We start from the raw sequence: 16,132 nt of genomic DNA, 5'->3' as shown, positions 1-16,132 counted from the left end.
ACTAAAAATTTGAATTCACTGACTTTTTAGAAAATCAATACAGAACGCTCAAATATTGGCCTTTTCAGCGCGGGAAAAAATGCGTAAAATGCGCGCCCTTGCTGAGTTAGAAGGTAATACCTTGCAAATTGGACCATACAAGCTGGAAAACACCCTTATCGTTGCGCCCATGGCTGGCGTAACAGATAGGCCATTTCGCGAGCTTTGCCTTAGCCACGGCGCAGGCATGGCTGTCAGTGAAATGATGTCTTCCAATCCAGCGATGTGGCGAACCGCTAAATCGATGAACAGGATGGTTCATCTCGATGAAAAAGGGATTCGTTCTGTTCAGATTGCAGGTGCAGAACCGACGTTGATGGCAGATGCCGCACGTTACTGTGTTGAGAATGGCGCGCAAATCGTCGATATCAACATGGGCTGCCCGGCAAAAAAGGTCAATAAGAAACTGGCTGGTTCAGCATTGCTGACCCGACCTGACATCATTGAGCAAATCCTAAAAGCAGTGGTTTCAGCGGTTGACGTTCCCGTCACCTTGAAAACACGGACAGGATGGGATCCGGAGAACAAGAATTGTCTCCAGATTGCCAAACTGGCGGAAGACTGCGGCATTCAAGCGTTGGCCCTACACGGTCGAACACGCGCTTGTATGTATAAAGGAGAAGCTGAGTACGACAGCATTCGTGCCGTTAAAGAGGCTATTTCTATTCCCGTTATCGCCAACGGAGATATTGATACCCCTCAGAAAGCGAAACATGTGTTGGAGTATACAGGCGCAGACGCTTTAATGATCGGTCGCCCGGCACAGGGGCGTCCATGGATTTTCCGAGAAATCCAACACTACCTCGACACTGGTGAAGAGCTTGCTGCTCCGCCAATGGAAGAAGTAAAAGCAATTTTGTTAGGTCATGTTCAAGAGCTCCACCAATTTTATGGTGAACTCAAAGGGCTGCGTATCGCACGTAAACACGTGGGATGGTACCTAAAAGAACATGACGTAATTGGCGATTTTCGCCGGACTTTCAACGCAATCGAAGACGCTAACCAGCAGATCGATGCGCTGCAAGATTATTTCGTAAACGTTGCATAAAATACGAGAAGAGCTGACAGAGTATGTTCGAACAAAACCTGACTTCAGAAGCATTGACAGTGACTACTGTGACTTCACAAGATCAAATCACCCAGAAGCCACTGCGTGACTCAGTAAAAGCCTCCCTGAAAAACTACCTAGCGCAGTTGAATGGGCAGGAAGTCAACGACCTGTACGAGCTGGTACTGGCAGAAGTTGAGCAACCACTGCTAGACACCATCATGCAGTACACTCGCGGTAACCAAACCCGCGCTGCAACCATGATGGGTATCAACCGCGGTACTCTGCGTAAGAAACTGAAAAAATACGGCATGAACTAAGTTCAAGCCCTATAAACAGTTTTAAAACGAAGGCCAAGCTTATATAGCTTGGCCTTTGTTGTTTCTGATCATCAACAAAACCGTCCCCTTCGATTTTTCGCTTATCATTGAACGTGCTGAGAAACGCTAATCCCTGATTTTTGACGTGGTTTGGGTATATAATCTCCCCCTAAAATCGTTCAGCCTAACGCATGACTGGAGAGACACAATGGGGCACACCAACGCCACCAGCGACATCCAAAAGATGAGCAACCAAGATAAACCCGCCATCTTACATATCTGTCTTTCTACTGGCTGGGGCGGCCTTGAGATGTATCCCTCTCGCATGGGCAAAGAGTTCATCGACAAAGGCTATCGCGTGTTCGGGCTGGCGTCAGAAAGCTCCCGTGTAGCCAATGCGATGAAAGAAGCAGGCATGGATGTCTTTACCGTGCCGAAAAAATCAGCCTTGTTTGGCGCGACGCTTGTCAAACTCAACAAATGGCTCAAGGCCAACAATGTGCAGATCGTTCATTGCCACAAGTCGGGCGATATCTTGATCTCCGCGTTGCTCAGTCTTCTGACCCGCCGATACACTCTGTTCACCGAGCACATGGGCGTTAAGCGTCCGAAAAAAGACTACTACCACCGCTGGGTGTATGGTCATGTCGATCAGGTGCTTTCGATCAGCAACGAAACCTATCAGCGCAATATAAAGGCACTGCCTGTCGCTGAAAGCAAAATCGAACGACTGTGGCTTGGTACCTACATTGAAAAGAAAACCTTCACTGAAGAAAACCGCCCTCACCTTTTAGCGGACGAGTTCGGCCTTCCCCACGACACCACTTTTATCGGTTCCGTCGGTCGTATCTGTGATGGAAAAGGTCAGGCTGATTTACTGGCAGGGTTTGAATTAATTGCGGCAGATTACCCTAACACGCACTTGGTATTGATTGGTGGACTTAACCCTGATGAAGGCGCAGATGACGATTTCTCTAACAAGCTGCAAGAGAAAGCTAAGTCCTCAGCGTTTGCAGATAGAGTGCACCTTGCAGGCTATCGCAAGAATGTACCAGCCTTGCTTGAAGAGATTCAGGTGGTTTGCCTGCCTTACTGGAACGAAGCATTTGGCTTGACCGCCATTGAAGCCATGGCGCAGCATTGTGCGATTGTGGCATCCAACACTGGGGCACTGCCTGAGATATTGGAAGAAATGGGCGTGTATTGTACGCCTCAAGATCCGCACTCTATTGCCGCGGGTTTGAAGCAATATTTGGAGAATCCGGCGCTCATAAAGAAAAACGCGCAAGAGGGTTATTTACGCGCCTTAGAGCACTTTTCGATGCTAGGACACGCAGACAAGCTGGAAGAAATCTATTTGCGAGGGCTTTAGCCGCCTTTCTAAAACATTCAGTGGCAAACACCCTGCTCGCAAACAACAAAAAAGCGCCAATCATGGCGCTTTTTAAATGCTGACACCTAACAAATTTAGGTATTCACCAATTACAGGTACTCACACAGGTACGCGGTGGTTTGTTCAACTTTCACTAGGAAAGAAGACTCACCAGGGACTTCAAAGTCATCACCTGCGCCGAAGGTTTCCCATTCGATATGACCCGGCAGCTTAACCGTTAGCTCACCTTTGATCACTTTCATACGCTCTGGTGCCGCGGTGCCAAACGTGTATTCGCCTGCTTCCATGACGCCTACGCTCAATGGGCCTTTGTTTTCAAAGCTGATGGACTTTACGCCACCATCAAAATATTCGTTTACCTTTAACATCTTTGTCCTTTATTCACTTGTGATGTACCCATGCGATGGCAAAATGTGTTTGTCACTGCGCGCTATTAGGGGTACGTATCCATTCAGTTTCCCTGACGCTACCACACTCTTTTTGCGTTCCCAAACACTATTTAGTCTCGTGACGAAGAGAACCAAATCAGAGTCTTAGCCCGTATCACGTATTTTATACACTTGATATCGCTAGCATGTGCCAGACTTACCAATCGAACGCGTATTCATTTACAAGGAACCCACAATGTCACAAGTTACCTTTCACGGACAGCCACTTCCACTTTCTGGTTCACTTCCTGCGGCAGGTGCTCCGGCTCCTGACTTCTCGCTGACTGCAGGCGATCTGTCTGATCTCACACTAGAAAGCCTGCGCGGCAACAAAGTGGTTCTTAACATTTTCCCAAGCATTGATACGCCAACCTGTGCGAGCAGTGTGCGTGCATTCAATGAAAAAGCGGCATCGACCAGCAATACCAAAGTGGTGTGCGTCTCTGCGGATCTGCCATTTGCTGTCAGCCGTTTTTGCGAATTGGAAGGCCTTAACAACGTTCAGCATGCTTCGACGTTTCGTAGCCCTGCATTTTTGAAAGACTATGGTCTATTGATTGCAGAAGGTCCCCTGCGTGACCTAGCCGCGCGTGCCGTGGTGGTATTGAATGAAGGTGGTGTTGTGACCTACGTTGAGCTTGTCGGCGAATTGGGCGATGAGCCAAACTACGACGCTGCGCTCGCGGCCTTGTCAGCGTAACTCTGACTTAATGCATAAAAAACAAAGCGAGCCGTTTGCGCTCGCTTTTTTGTTGTCTCAATCGGCTAACCATCCGCCAGCGCTTCAAGTATCGAGCAATGGCTGGCATCATCATCGACATGCCCACAGCAGGCATCATTGAGCTTTTTCAACGCGACCCGAATTTGCGTCAGTTCCGCAATTTTCTGATCAATTTCGTTGAGTTTATTCTGAGTGATACCTTTGACTTCCGCACAACTGTGTTGGCTCGCTTCAAGGCGAATATCCAATAGCTCGTGAATTTCTTCAAGGGTAAGGCCGATACGTTTTGCTTTTAAAATAAAATGAATACGCGATACCGCATCTTCATCATAAAGCCGATAACCACTGTCACTGCGTGATGCGGGCTGAAGGAGTCCGACTTTTTCGTAGAAACGCAAGGTATCGCCTGATACGCCCGCGCGTTTAGCTAGCTGCCCAATCTGCAACATCTTCATGAATTGTTCTTCCGTATTCTGTGACAAAACCACAAAAGCAATCGATTGCGTCATTAAATTAGGTTAGAATGTGCGCCATTCCAGCAAGAGACACCACAGTGTCTGGGTCTTTGGCAAAATGGTCGCTCGCTGACCCTTTTGCCAAATATCCTATCCCCACAGTTAAAGAGATGGTAGCAATGGAAAACGCTCGTCCTATTCGTCGCGCATTGATTAGCGTATCTGACAAAACCGGCATTGTTGAATTTGCCAAGGCCCTCGCGGAAAAAGGTGTAGATATCCTCTCCACTGGCGGTACTGCTCGCCTACTGGCAGAACAAGGTCTCGCGGTCACTGAAGTCTCAGACTATACCGGTTTTCCAGAGATGATGGACGGACGCGTTAAGACCCTGCATCCGAAAGTTCACGGTGGTATTTTGGGCCGTCGTAACACCGATGACAACATCATGAACGAGCACGGTATCGCACCGATCGACATGGTGGTTGTCAACCTTTACCCATTTGCAGAAACCGTCGCAAAAGAAGGCTGTGCGCTGGAAGATGCAGTTGAGAACATCGATATCGGTGGCCCAACCATGGTGCGCTCTGCTGCCAAGAACCACAAAGATGTCACCATCGTGGTTAATGCATCTGATTATGGCCGCGTGCTGTCTGAGCTAGATGCTAACAACGGCTCTCTGACTCTGAAAACACGTTTTGATTTAGCCATTGCTGCGTTTGAACACACAGCAGCCTATGATGGCATGATCGCGAACTACTTCGGTACCATGGTGCCATCGTATGGCGATAACAAAGAAGGTGACGAAGCATCCGCATTCCCACGCACCTTCAACCAACAGTTCATCAAGAAACAAGACATGCGCTATGGCGAGAACAGCCACCAAGCGGCGGCGTTCTACACAGAAGCCAACCCAGAAGAAGCGTCAGTTTCAACGGCGACTCAGCTTCAAGGTAAAGCACTGTCTTACAACAACATCGCAGACACCGACGCCGCACTTGAGTGTGTGAAAGAATTCGTTGAGCCTGCGTGCGTTATCGTTAAGCACGCCAACCCATGTGGCGTTGCACTCGGCGACAACCTGCTTGAAGCATACGATCGCGCTTACAAAACCGACCCTACCTCGGCATTTGGCGGCATCATCGCCTTTAACCGTGAACTGGATGCGGAAACTGCACAAGCGATTGTTGACCGCCAGTTCGTAGAAGTCATCATTGCTCCCTCTGTTTCAGCAGCCGCTTCTGAAGTCGTCAGCGCGAAGAAAAACGTTCGCCTGTTGGTATGTGGTCAATGGAGCACGCAAACCACTGGCTTCGACGTGAAACGCGTTAACGGTGGTTTGTTGGTGCAAGACCGCGACCAAGGCATGGTGTCATTGGGCGATTTGAAAGTAGTCACTAAGCGCCAACCTACCGAAGAAGAACTTCGCGACGCGCTGTTCTGCTGGAAGGTAGCGAAGTACGTAAAATCAAACGCCATCGTCTACGCGAAAGGCAACATGACAATCGGTGTAGGCGCAGGCCAAATGAGCCGTGTCTACTCAGCGAAAATTGCGGGCATTAAAGCGGCTGATGAGAATTTGGAAGTCGCAGGTAGCGTGATGGCATCTGATGCCTTCTTCCCATTCCGCGATGGCATTGATGCCGCCGCTGAAGCAGGAATTACCTGTGTGATTCAACCAGGTGGCTCTATGCGTGATGACGAAGTGGTTGCCGCCGCTGACGAGCACGGCATGGCAATGGTCTTCACTGGTATGCGCCACTTCCGTCACTAAGAGACAGTCGCAAACAAATAGCACATGATGTGCAGTGTCATGAAGAGACTGCACATCTATCCACACTTACGTTTTTGCCCTTTTAAGCGCGCTACGCCTTAAAAGAAAGAGGGAACGCAAAAATATGAACATCCTTGTTATTGGTGGCGGTGGTCGTGAGCATGCACTTGCATGGAAAGCCGCTCAATCTGCAAATGTTGAAACGGTTTTTGTTGCACCAGGAAACGCGGGCACTGCGCTTGAACCAAAACTAGAAAATGTCGCTGTCGACGTTGAAGACATTGCAGGTCTTGTTGATTTTGCTAAATCAAAAAACGTGGATTTGACTATCGTTGGCCCTGAAGTGCCTTTGGTGCTGGGTGTGGTTGATGCCTTTCGTGCTGAAAGCCTCGCTATTTTTGGCCCAACACAAGCCGCAGCACAACTTGAAGGTTCAAAAGCCTTCACCAAAGATTTCTTAGCGCGTCACGCGATTCCTTCTGCTGACTACCAAAACTTCACTGAAATAGAGCCAGCATTGGCTTATGTTCGTGAAAAAGGTGCACCTATCGTCGTAAAAGCTGACGGCTTGGCAGCAGGTAAAGGCGTTATCGTTGCCATGACCTTGGAAGAAGCAGAAGACGCAATTCGCGACATGCTGGCAGGTAACGCCTTTGGTGAAGCCGGTCACCGTGTGGTGGTTGAAGAATTCCTTGATGGCGAAGAAGCCAGCTTCATCGTGATGGTTGATGGTGAGAACGTCTTGCCAATGGCCACCAGCCAAGACCACAAACGTGTGGGCAATGGCGACACTGGCCCCAACACTGGCGGCATGGGCGCGTATAGTCCAGCACCGGTTGTGACGGCTGACATTCACGAACGCGTGATGAACGAAGTGATCTTCCCGACCGTTCGCGGTATGGCTGCTGAAGGCAACCCTTACACGGGCTTCCTTTACGCGGGTTTGATGATCATGGCTGACGGTACGCCAAAAGTGATTGAGTACAACTGCCGCTTTGGTGACCCAGAAACACAGCCAATCATGTTGCGTCTTCAATCTGACTTGGTTGAGCTTTGCCAAGCTGCCATTGCTGGCCAGCTTGATACGGTTGAATCGAAGTGGGATCCACGCGCTTCGATCGGTGTTGTCCTAGCAGCAGGTGGATACCCTGCGTCTTACAACAAAGGCGACGTGATTTCTGGTTTGTCTGCTGAATCATCAGACAGTGCGAAAGTGTTCCACGCAGGTACGGCTGAGAAAGACGGTAACGTCGTAACAGCAGGCGGTCGCGTATTGTGTGCCACTGCCATGGGCGATAGCGTTTTAGACGCTCAGCAACGCGCTTATGCGCTTGCATCGCAAATTAGCTGGGATGGGATGTTCCACAGAGATGACATCGGCTATCGCGCGATAGCGCGTGAGAAAGACGCATCGTCTAACTAACCCCTATCACCTGTCTTAGCGCCAAACGCAAAAACGCGCCCATGAGGCGCGTTTTTTAATTCGTATTTTTTCTTCGCTTAAAACGTTGGCCGCTCGAAGCAATCTTCGCTGTCGTTATTCAATGCAATGATGGCGTCAACGGTATTAGTTTTTCGACCTACGTTTCCGACAGCCGCAATAAAATTGTCTTCTTGGTTCAGGCGCTGCACGATGAAATTCGGTAAAGCGACCTCAAATGACAGCTTTTTCTCTCGTCCCGTATCGCACTCATCCAAGATACCTTCACTCCAGTAACCTTGAAAGAACAGCTGACCGTTCTTTTTAAGCTCTCTCGCTTGAATCAGAGCTTGTTCTGCTTGCTGATAATAGCGAGCAAGGTCTGTATTGCGTAAAGGGCGCATATCGCCATCTAGGCGGTTTTGCTGATAAACAGCCTGACCTTCGGAGTCATAACGAATCACAAACGATTGGTGCGTTAATTTGCCGTCCATCATCACTTCACCGTCACGGTGAATTTCGCGGACAATGCCTTTTCGCCAACGATACTCGGTGCTGTATTGGCCGTAATCACCCATCAACACGCGTTCTGACAAAATTTCTGGAAATCCCTGACGTTCATCCAACCAAAAAATGGTGGTTGCATCACCTTGGACGATAGCCGTTTGGGTTTGTGTAGGAGGCTTGATGCTCTCTGTCGAGCCACAGCCCGCCAAAGACAAAATAAGAAGTGTTGCGAGAGGTGTTAGCGCTAAACGCATAAATATCCGCCAAAACATAAGACATGCTTTGGCGGAGTATAACTTACTTCACTGCGTCTTTAAGCGCTTTGCCCGCTACAAACGCAGGAACGTTTGCTGCAGCAATTTGAATTTCCTGACCAGTTTGTGGGTTACGGCCAGTGCGCGCAGCACGGTGGTTAACTTTAAACGTACCGAAACCGATCAGTTGAACCTGGTCACCGTCTTTCAGTGCACCTTCGATGCCTGCTAGCGTTGCTTCAAGTGCTGCTTTTGCTTGTGCTTTAGACAGGTCTGCTTTCTCAGCAATCAGGTCGATCAAGTTGGTCTTGTTCATTAGGTCTTCCCTTCTTTAGGTTTTCTTGAGACAAGGCAACTCTAATTCAAAAGAAGCCCGACTGGCAAAGGTTTGTGGCGCTACAAGTGACTGTCTGCAGAGTCTTTAACCATAAACTGAGCGCATCCTCACAAAATATTGGGTATATTCCCCTATCAACACTTGTATTTGCTGCGCTAAGACCCGATCTTTGCCGCTTACTTTATTCCTGTTTTATTACTATTACGCTGGAAAACGATGATCCTGCTTATCATGTTTGTGACGCTATCTATTGGTGTCTCATTTATTTGTTCTGTACTCGAAGCGGTGCTTTTGAGTATCACGCCCAGTTATTTGGCCCAAATGCGACAACAAGGTCACCCTGCAGCAGCACGCCTGCAAGAACTCAAAGATGACATTGATCGTCCACTGGCTTCTATCCTAACGCTCAATACCATTGCCCACACCGTAGGTGCAGCTGCATCCGGCGCACAAGCGACCAAGGTATTTGGCGATGCATGGTTAGGCGCGTTCTCCGCGTTCCTCACATTGGCTATTTTGTTGCTGTCAGAAATTGTACCGAAAACCATTGGGGCAACGTACTGGCGCCAAATGGCACCAAGCGCAGCTTCAACACTACGTTGGATGGTATGGGCACTTACCCCGATTGTTTGGGCGTCTGAGCAACTGACCCGCCGCCTATCTCGCGGTAAAGAGCAACCTAAACTGCGTGACGAAATCTCAGCCATGGCATTGCTAGCCAAAGAGAGCGGCGAATTGGCAGATGATGAATCCACCATGCTAACCAACTTGCTGAGCCTGCGTGATGTGTCTGTGACTAAACTGATGACGCCACGCCCAGTGCTTTTCCGCGTTGATGCAGACATGACGATTGAAGCGTTTCTTGACCAGCACCACGACACGCCGTTCTCTCGTCCTCTGATTTATACCGAACAGCGCGATAACATCATGGGCTTTGTTCACCGCTTAGAATTGTTCTACGCTCGCCAACACGGTCGCGGCGCAGACAAGCTTGGCACCATGATGCGCTCAATCCCTGTATTGCACGATTCAACCCATGTTCCTAAAGCGTTTGATCGTCTCATGGCGCAACGTTCGCAGTTGGCATTGATTGTGGACGAATACGGTGATGTACAAGGCATCATCACCTTAGAAGACATTTTCGAACATTTGGTTGGCAAAGACATTGTCGATGAAGCTGACACCACCACCAGTATGCAAGAGCTCGCACATGAGCGCTGGGCAGATTGGAAAGAAACCCACGGTGTGATTGAAAGCAAAGATGATGACGAAGAAGAGGCAAAGCTAGAAGCGATGAAAGCAGAAGCGGCCTCTGCTGAAAACGTCACTGAAACCGAAAATACACCAGCAGAAGATGCAAAAGAAAAAGTCGGTGCATCTAGCAGCGAAGAAAACACAAAATCTTCAAAATAAAAAAACGGGCGAAAGCCCGTTTTTTTCATCTCGATGTTTGCTGTTTATTACAACGACAAACCAAGATTGCTGACACCGTCTTCGCGAAGCTCAGCACGAATTCCGCGGATCATTTCAACGTCGCGCGACTCAGCATCTTTCAGTACGCGGAAGATTTCCCACTGCACATCCCACTCAGCGCAAACTGATTCAATTTCCTTTTGATTCTCGTTAGTCACTTCTATCCCAGTTTGTGCTTCTTCTAACTGGGCAACGCTTGCCACTGACTGCTGGCTGATTTTCAGCACAGATTCCATCATCAGATCGCGATCAAGCAGAGTATGAAGCAGCGTCGACATTGATACACACGCATCCACCGCAGGATAGGTCAGATACATGTCGAACTCTTCGTTGGTTGGGATCAACTCTTCCAGCTTCTCAAGCTGGTTTTCGAAGTTTATCTTGGCCGTTTTTACGGTCAGGATTTCCCATACTGCATCCAGCAGGTTACGAAAAGCCTGTGGTTCAGCAAAATTTGTTTGCTGACAGAACAGTGCGTAATTGGGATACATGCGCTCCACCAGCGCCGTCATAAAAGTGATATGCTGCCAAGGTTCAAGTTTTTCGAGTCGCAGCTGGATCGGATTTTGTAACATGGTCTGCCGTCTATCTTATGACACAGCAAGTGCTGGCCAGAAAGGAATGTGGGGCAAGTTTACTTGATAACCACGAAAGACCTCAAGAAACATGCTTCATAGGCGTTTCAAGGATGATTCAAAATGGAAAAGGAAGTGATATTGAACCGACTGTATCTTTGTTCTGAGAACCATGAGCAATACGTTGATTTGCTCGAGAAAGCCTGTCTGCCCGATATCACGCTCACGACAAATATCGAAGACGCCAATGTGGTGCTTGCTGACCCACCGCGCATTGCACCGCACATTGAGCAAGCCCAAAAGCTGATTTGGCTACAATCCACATTTGCGGGTTGTGATGCCTTGCTCGCCAATCCCAAGCGAGATTACCAACTGACTAACGTGCGCGGTGTATTTGGCCCGCTCATGTCAGAATATGTCTTTGGACAACTGCTTTCTGTTACCCGTCATTTACGTGAGTATCACACACAACAAACTGAACACCATTGGTCGCCCATCCCTTACGGCAGTCTTCAAGGCAAGCAGATGGTGATCCTCGGAACGGGGTCAATAGGCGCACACGTGGCAACCACCGCCAAGCACTTTGGTATGAAGGTGACAGGTGTCAGCCGCCGAGGCGCACCAACGGAGCCGTTTGACGATGTGGTATCCAACGCTGACTTACGCCACGCGCTGGCATCCGCGGACGTGATTGTGTCGACATTGCCTTCGACGCCGCAAACCAAACACCTGTTAAATGCTGAGTCACTGTCTCACTGCCATCAAGCATTACTGTTTAATGTAGGGCGAGGCCCAGTGTTAGAAGAGCAAGGCCTGTTAACCGCCATTGAAAATCAACACATCAAGCATGCCTTTCTCGATGTGTTTGCCACCGAACCGCTTGGAAGCGAGCATCCATTTTGGGCCCATCCCGCCATTTCGGTCACACCGCATATTTCAGCTATCAGTTTTCCCGAGCAAGTTGTCACTATATTTAAGGAAAACTATCTGCGATGGCGAGAAGGACAGCCGTTACAGCACATTGTCGATTTTGAATCAGGCTATTAATCGTGTCTAAAACGCTGCCGACGCTCCTTGAAGAGATAACAAAATGCCAAGTGTGTACCAAGCATTTGCCATTGGGCCCTCGCCCCGTGGTGCAAGCGGCGTCTTCAGCTCGATTACTGATTATTGGCCAAGCACCAGGGACACGCGTTCATGAAACCGGTATCCCTTGGAATGACCCGAGCGGCGATCGCCTGAGGGAATGGCTGCAAATGGATAAAGCACGCTTCTACGATCCCAATGCTATTGCCATTATGCCGATGGGGTTTTGTTATCCCGGTAAAGGAAACTCTGGCGATTTGCCACCACGGCCTGAGTGCGCGCCAACATGGCATGCCTCCATTAAGCAGCACCTTCAAAATGTCGAATTAACCATACTGATTGGTGATTACGCGCAGCGTTACTATCTACCCAATAAACCGCGCACACTGACAGAGACAGTCAAAAACAATGCGCGCTGGGCGCCTGATTTTATTGCACTGCCTCACCCATCGCCGCGTAACAACATTTGGTTAAGAAAGAATCCGTGGTTTGAGGAAGAGGTTCTTCCTAATTTACGAGAGAGAGTTGATCAGCTTTTACGATAACGTTCTGCTTTTCGCTGCACACAAATTCAATCATCGCCTCAGCAATAACATAAGCTATTGATATCTAAAGCCACATTCGATGCGTACAGCTTTCTTAGCAATTTCCCCAGTGAACCCTGCACAGCAAAATCCTATTCAATACAGCCGCCAAGACAGATATCCCTTACATGATCAGCTTTTTTCCCAATTATCAGCCTTTTGGATCACAAGAATAACGGCATAACATATCGAAACCCTAATCCATTGATAATATTGAATTAAATATCACGTACAGCTTTTCGAGGAATTTCCCGAGTGAACCTTCACGTGGTACATCAGTGTGAAAGCCCAAAAACAAAAATGGCCAGCAAACGCTGACCATTTTCAAATTAAATAGGGTGCGGCTTACTTGTGGTAAGGCTTAGAAAGCTCATGCACCGCTTCAACGAACACACCTGCATTTTCAGGTGGCACGTCCAAGTGAATACCATGGCCCAAGTTGAACACGTGGCCGGTATTGCTGTTACCAAACCCTTCAAGAATGGTTCCAACTTCTTGGCGAATACGCTCAGGTGATGCATACAGCATGGAAGGATCCATGTTGCCTTGAAGCGCCACTTTGTCACCGATACGGCGCTTGGCTTCACCAATATCAATGGTCCAATCCAGACCGACGCCATCACAGCCAGTCGCTGCAATTTTCTCTAGCCACATGCCACCGTTTTTGGTGAACAGGGTAACAGGCACACGGCGACCGTCATTTTCACGGATCAAGCCATCAACGATCTTGTGCATGTATTGCAAAGAGAAGTCGTTGTAGTCACGCGGTGTCAGCACACCACCCCACGTATCAAACACCATCACTGATTGTGCACCGGCTTTGATCTGTGCGTTAAGGTACTCAATCACGCTATCTGCCAGCTTATCCAAAAGCAGGTGTAGCGTTTGAGGATCGGCGTACATCATTTTTTTGATCTTAGTGAAGGCTTTCGAGCTGCCACCTTCGACCATGTAAGTCGCCAGTGTCCAAGGGCTTCCAGAGAAACCAATCAATGGCACTTGGCCTTCAAGACCTTTACGAATGGTGCGAACGGCGTTCATTACGTACTGCAGTTCACCTTCCGGATCCGGAAGACCGATTTTTTCTACGTCGGCTTTACAGGTGATTGGACGCTCAAACTTTGGACCTTCACCGGTTTCAAAGTACAAGCCCAATCCCATCGCATCAGGAATGGTCAAAATATCAGAGAACAAAATTGCCGCGTCCAAATTATAACGGCGCAGCGGCTGCAGAGTGACTTCACAAGCCAGTTCCGCATTTTTACACAATGACATAAAGTCGCCTGCTTCCGCACGCGTCGCCTTATACTCAGGCAAATAACGACCTGCCTGACGCATCATCCATACCGGCGTGTAATCGACCGGCTCTTTTAACAGAGCACGCAAATAGCGATCATTCTTTAGTTCTGTCATTGTTCACTTCCTGAAAGTTGAGTGGCGCTATTGTATCACCCTCAGAGAGCAACAAAAGCTGCCCTTTGTGGGTACGATCATAAATATCATCTCTCAGGATGCAGGATGTTTGCCGAAGCATTACGCACATGTTAAAAATTTGCTTCTAATAACAAAATGTCTGATAGACACTACCCATAAATATCGCATCTTACTCCCGCCTCCCTACGGCGGGTTTTTTTTGCCTACTCATCGGCTCGGAAGCCAGACTGAGTCCCGTAATGACGGGTGACTCCGGCTTTTTTCATGCGCCGATGTACGGTAGAACGGTCAACCCCCAGCACCCTTGCCGCTTCCGATATATTCCATTTACAGGCTTGTAGCACCAGCAATATCTCGTTGTCATCTCGGGCTGATTCCTCGCACACGCCAACAGTTTCTTGCGTCTCTTGGTGCGTAAATCGAATGTCGTCGGGCAGATGCTCTGGCAGGATTTCACTCCCAGGGCAAAATGCCAGCGCGAAACGCACGGCATTGTCCAACTCGCGAATGTTCCCCGGCCACGAATATCGGGTCAGTAGATAGCGGACTGATTCACTCAGCACCATGGGTTGAGTGGCTGATTTCTCGATGAGCATGGACGTCAGCCAAATGATGTCCTTTCGTGCCCGTAATGGCGGGATGCACAAGCGAGCGCCACGGATCCGATAAAACAGGTCCTCACGAAAGCGACCGCTTTTCACTAGCTGCGTTAAATCTTGATGCGTCGCGGCCAATACACGAAGCCGAACGGGAACCGCCGTTGTGGCACCAACGGGAAGCACCTCATTCTCTGCCAATACGCGAAGCAGTCTTGCTTGCAGCCCGAGGGGCATATCCCCAATTTCATCCAAAAATAGCGTGCCACCGCTGGCCTGTTCGATCAGTCCTTTCTTCCCTTTCCCTCTCGCGCCAGTAAACGCCCCATCAACATAGCCAAATAATTCACTTTCAATAAGAGACTCTGGGATAGCAGCACAGTTGATCGCCACGAAGTGCCCTTTTCGCTGTGGACTGGATTGATGAATCGCACTCGCAAGGTACTCCTTACCACTGCCAGTTTCACCTTGAAGCAAAATGGGCAATGGCGACAACGCCAGTTGAGAAGCTTTCTGGGCGAGCGCCTCCATCTCACTGTCTCCTTGATACAAGGTAGCGAGAGGCCCACTGACAATGCGTCGCTTATGATGCCCAATAGGCGGTTGCTGCGGCGCGAGTGCATGGGCAAACCAAAGCTCTCCGGTGCATGTGCTGATCAAGCGCTCCTCTGTTGGCAATGCGCGTGTCAGGGTAGGCAGTTCATTGATGTTGATATTGAAGTAATCGGATAATCCGCTGTTTAGTAACACGGATGTATTCTGCCACGGCGTACCTTTGACCCGAGCGAGCAAACGCTGGGCGCTGTGTGTCATACCTATGACCTCGCCGTTGCCATTCACTGCGATGGCACACTCAGGGTCGACATCAAGAAATGCGGGTGATTGGCTAAAACGCACGATCCATTCGCGGCGAAAGGTGTTCATGAGTGCCGCCATTTCTATACGGCGAGTGCAGGATTGAACAAGGCTAAGCGCTAGCGCCTGACTGGCTTTAGGTTCTGGGCTTTTTAATGCGGAGATATCCAGCACCGCAGCGAGTGACCCATCAACATCATAAATGGGGGCCGCCGTGCAGGAGAGCGGCGCATGAGTGGCATCGAAATGATCGGTTTGATGAACGGTGATCGCTTCACCGGTAAAAATGCACGAACCAACACCACAGGTCCCTGCTCGCTGTTCCGACCATTCTGCACCAAGATACAAACCGGACTTTTGCAATTCCCATCGCAGCGATGCATCGCCTTGAAAATCGACAGTCACTCCATCAGCATCTGTCAGCAATAGCACATAGCCGTGCAACGCGATTTGCCGATACAAATCGTCTAACCCGTGTCGCGCCGTGCGCAACAACTTATCAATGCGCTCTTGGTGATACTTCAACTCGGCATGAGGAACGATATACGCCTCTTGCATTACAAGAGGATCCAGCTTGTGATCGGAAACGCAGCGCCGCCACGATTGCTCAATCACAGCATCGCGAGCGCTGTTAACGCCTTCAGCGACACCTTGAACTTCTTTAATATGATCGCGAACCTGTCTAACCACTTCCATGAGACGACTCCTTTCACTCCTTGAAAGTATGCACCTCATTCAGAATTTTCTCGCTCAACCCGCCGCCAACACGCTTCTATCCATCTTATTTTCGCGCCATCAAGACACCGTTAATCTTTTGGGACGCCCCCTCTGGTTG

General features: G+C 49.2%; 16 protein-coding genes. 9 read left to right on the top strand and 7 right to left on the bottom strand.

Going from position 1 to position 16,132, the window contains the following annotated elements; genetic code table 11:
• The first annotated feature begins 121 nt into the window (after positions 1–121).
• From dusB to Q365_RS0117080, 3 genes are all read left to right on the top strand, one after another.
• Positions 122–1,087: a tRNA dihydrouridine synthase DusB gene (dusB, locus tag Q365_RS0117090; RefSeq protein ID WP_028024487.1), complete on the top strand. Its 966-nt coding sequence runs from the start codon at positions 122–124 to the stop codon at positions 1,085–1,087.
• Between the two features lie 23 nt (positions 1,088–1,110).
• Positions 1,111–1,407, top strand: coding sequence for a DNA-binding transcriptional regulator Fis (gene fis / locus Q365_RS0117085; protein WP_002542007.1), 297 nt, complete (start codon positions 1,111–1,113; stop codon positions 1,405–1,407).
• Positions 1,408–1,615: 208 nt separating this feature from the next.
• Complete coding sequence (locus Q365_RS0117080) at positions 1,616–2,779, top strand: glycosyltransferase family 4 protein (RefSeq protein ID WP_028024486.1); 1,164 nt, start codon at positions 1,616–1,618, stop codon at positions 2,777–2,779.
• A 110-nt stretch (positions 2,780–2,889) separates the two neighbouring features.
• Here Q365_RS0117080 and ppnP read toward each other — a convergent pair whose 3' ends face one another.
• Positions 2,890–3,168: a pyrimidine/purine nucleoside phosphorylase gene (gene ppnP, locus Q365_RS0117075; protein ID WP_028024485.1), complete on the bottom strand. Its 279-nt coding sequence runs from the start codon at positions 3,166–3,168 to the stop codon at positions 2,890–2,892.
• A 256-nt stretch (positions 3,169–3,424) separates the two neighbouring features.
• Here ppnP and tpx point away from each other — a divergent pair, with 256 nt between their 5' ends.
• A complete protein-coding gene (tpx, locus tag Q365_RS0117070) occupies positions 3,425–3,928 on the top strand; it encodes a thiol peroxidase (RefSeq protein WP_028024484.1) in 504 nt (167 codons plus the stop codon).
• Between the two features lie 65 nt (positions 3,929–3,993).
• On the opposite strand, the gene zntR is transcribed toward tpx, so the two are convergent.
• Positions 3,994–4,404, bottom strand: coding sequence for a Zn(2+)-responsive transcriptional regulator (gene zntR, locus Q365_RS0117065; RefSeq protein ID WP_028024483.1), 411 nt, complete (start codon positions 4,402–4,404; stop codon positions 3,994–3,996).
• Positions 4,405–4,583: 179 nt separating this feature from the next.
• On the opposite strand from zntR, the gene purH reads away from it, so the two are divergent.
• Positions 4,584–6,176: a bifunctional phosphoribosylaminoimidazolecarboxamide formyltransferase/IMP cyclohydrolase gene (purH, locus tag Q365_RS0117060; RefSeq protein ID WP_028024482.1), complete on the top strand. Its 1,593-nt coding sequence runs from the start codon at positions 4,584–4,586 to the stop codon at positions 6,174–6,176.
• A gap of 124 nt (positions 6,177–6,300) precedes the next feature.
• Positions 6,301–7,599, top strand: a complete 1,299-nt coding sequence (gene purD, locus Q365_RS0117055; protein ID WP_028024481.1) for a phosphoribosylamine--glycine ligase — start codon at positions 6,301–6,303, stop codon at positions 7,597–7,599.
• A 77-nt stretch (positions 7,600–7,676) separates the two neighbouring features.
• On the opposite strand, the gene Q365_RS0117050 is transcribed toward purD, so the two are convergent.
• Entirely contained in the window at positions 7,677–8,375 is a 699-nt protein-coding gene (locus Q365_RS0117050) for a DUF1481 domain-containing protein (protein ID WP_245621572.1), read from the bottom strand.
• A gap of 25 nt (positions 8,376–8,400) precedes the next feature.
• Positions 8,401–8,673 (bottom strand): nucleoid-associated protein HU-alpha, encoded by a 273-nt coding sequence (hupA, locus tag Q365_RS0117045; protein WP_002542017.1) that lies wholly within the window; start codon positions 8,671–8,673, stop codon positions 8,401–8,403.
• Positions 8,674–8,910: 237 nt separating this feature from the next.
• Between hupA and Q365_RS0117040 the strand changes: the two genes are divergently transcribed.
• Positions 8,911–10,107, top strand: a complete 1,197-nt coding sequence (locus tag Q365_RS0117040; protein ID WP_028024479.1) for a CNNM domain-containing protein — start codon at positions 8,911–8,913, stop codon at positions 10,105–10,107.
• A gap of 47 nt (positions 10,108–10,154) precedes the next feature.
• Here the strand turns inward: Q365_RS0117040 and Q365_RS0117035 are convergent, their stop codons facing one another.
• Positions 10,155–10,742, bottom strand: coding sequence for a YjaG family protein (locus Q365_RS0117035; RefSeq protein WP_028024478.1), 588 nt, complete (start codon positions 10,740–10,742; stop codon positions 10,155–10,157).
• Positions 10,743–10,865: 123 nt separating this feature from the next.
• Between Q365_RS0117035 and Q365_RS0117030 the strand changes: the two genes are divergently transcribed.
• Entirely contained in the window at positions 10,866–11,789 is a 924-nt protein-coding gene (locus Q365_RS0117030) for a D-2-hydroxyacid dehydrogenase (protein ID WP_028024477.1), read from the top strand.
• Between the two features lie 2 nt (positions 11,790–11,791).
• Positions 11,792–12,373, top strand: coding sequence for a uracil-DNA glycosylase family protein (locus tag Q365_RS0117025; protein WP_028024476.1), 582 nt, complete (start codon positions 11,792–11,794; stop codon positions 12,371–12,373).
• Positions 12,374–12,757: 384 nt separating this feature from the next.
• On the opposite strand, the gene hemE is transcribed toward Q365_RS0117025, so the two are convergent.
• Positions 12,758–13,825, bottom strand: a complete 1,068-nt coding sequence (gene hemE / locus Q365_RS0117020) for a uroporphyrinogen decarboxylase (RefSeq protein ID WP_028024475.1) — start codon at positions 13,823–13,825, stop codon at positions 12,758–12,760.
• A gap of 224 nt (positions 13,826–14,049) precedes the next feature.
• Positions 14,050–15,993, bottom strand: coding sequence for a sigma-54-dependent Fis family transcriptional regulator (locus Q365_RS0117015; protein WP_028024474.1), 1,944 nt, complete (start codon positions 15,991–15,993; stop codon positions 14,050–14,052).
• Positions 15,994–16,132: the final 139 nt, after the last annotated feature.

Source organism: Enterovibrio calviensis DSM 14347 (assembly GCF_000621165.1).
In the GTDB taxonomy this organism is placed as follows: domain Bacteria; phylum Pseudomonadota; class Gammaproteobacteria; order Enterobacterales; family Vibrionaceae; genus Enterovibrio; species Enterovibrio calviensis.
Note: the sequence above shows the minus strand (reverse complement) of the source record. Positions and strands in the feature narration are given on the sequence as shown.

What these genes read in the sequence shown, in the direction of transcription:
- tpx (WP_028024484.1), top strand. Translation starts at nt 3,425, where the DNA reads ATGTCACAAGTTACCTTTCACGGACAGCCACTTCCACTTTCTGGTTCA.
- hemE (WP_028024475.1), bottom strand. Translation starts at nt 13,825, where the DNA reads ATGACAGAACTAAAGAATGATCGCTATTTGCGTGCTCTGTTAAAAGAG.
- Q365_RS0117050 (WP_245621572.1), bottom strand. Translation starts at nt 8,375, where the DNA reads ATGTTTTGGCGGATATTTATGCGTTTAGCGCTAACACCTCTCGCAACA.
- Q365_RS0117035 (WP_028024478.1), bottom strand. Translation starts at nt 10,742, where the DNA reads ATGTTACAAAATCCGATCCAGCTGCGACTCGAAAAACTTGAACCTTGG.
- Q365_RS0117080 (WP_028024486.1), top strand. Translation starts at nt 1,616, where the DNA reads ATGGGGCACACCAACGCCACCAGCGACATCCAAAAGATGAGCAACCAA.
- Q365_RS0117030 (WP_028024477.1), top strand. Translation starts at nt 10,866, where the DNA reads ATGGAAAAGGAAGTGATATTGAACCGACTGTATCTTTGTTCTGAGAAC.
- ppnP (WP_028024485.1), bottom strand. Translation starts at nt 3,168, where the DNA reads ATGTTAAAGGTAAACGAATATTTTGATGGTGGCGTAAAGTCCATCAGC.
- Q365_RS0117015 (WP_028024474.1), bottom strand. Translation starts at nt 15,993, where the DNA reads ATGGAAGTGGTTAGACAGGTTCGCGATCATATTAAAGAAGTTCAAGGT.
- fis (WP_002542007.1), top strand. Translation starts at nt 1,111, where the DNA reads ATGTTCGAACAAAACCTGACTTCAGAAGCATTGACAGTGACTACTGTG.
- Q365_RS0117040 (WP_028024479.1), top strand. Translation starts at nt 8,911, where the DNA reads ATGATCCTGCTTATCATGTTTGTGACGCTATCTATTGGTGTCTCATTT.
- purH (WP_028024482.1), top strand. Translation starts at nt 4,584, where the DNA reads ATGGAAAACGCTCGTCCTATTCGTCGCGCATTGATTAGCGTATCTGAC.
- purD (WP_028024481.1), top strand. Translation starts at nt 6,301, where the DNA reads ATGAACATCCTTGTTATTGGTGGCGGTGGTCGTGAGCATGCACTTGCA.
- zntR (WP_028024483.1), bottom strand. Translation starts at nt 4,404, where the DNA reads ATGAAGATGTTGCAGATTGGGCAGCTAGCTAAACGCGCGGGCGTATCA.
- hupA (WP_002542017.1), bottom strand. Translation starts at nt 8,673, where the DNA reads ATGAACAAGACCAACTTGATCGACCTGATTGCTGAGAAAGCAGACCTG.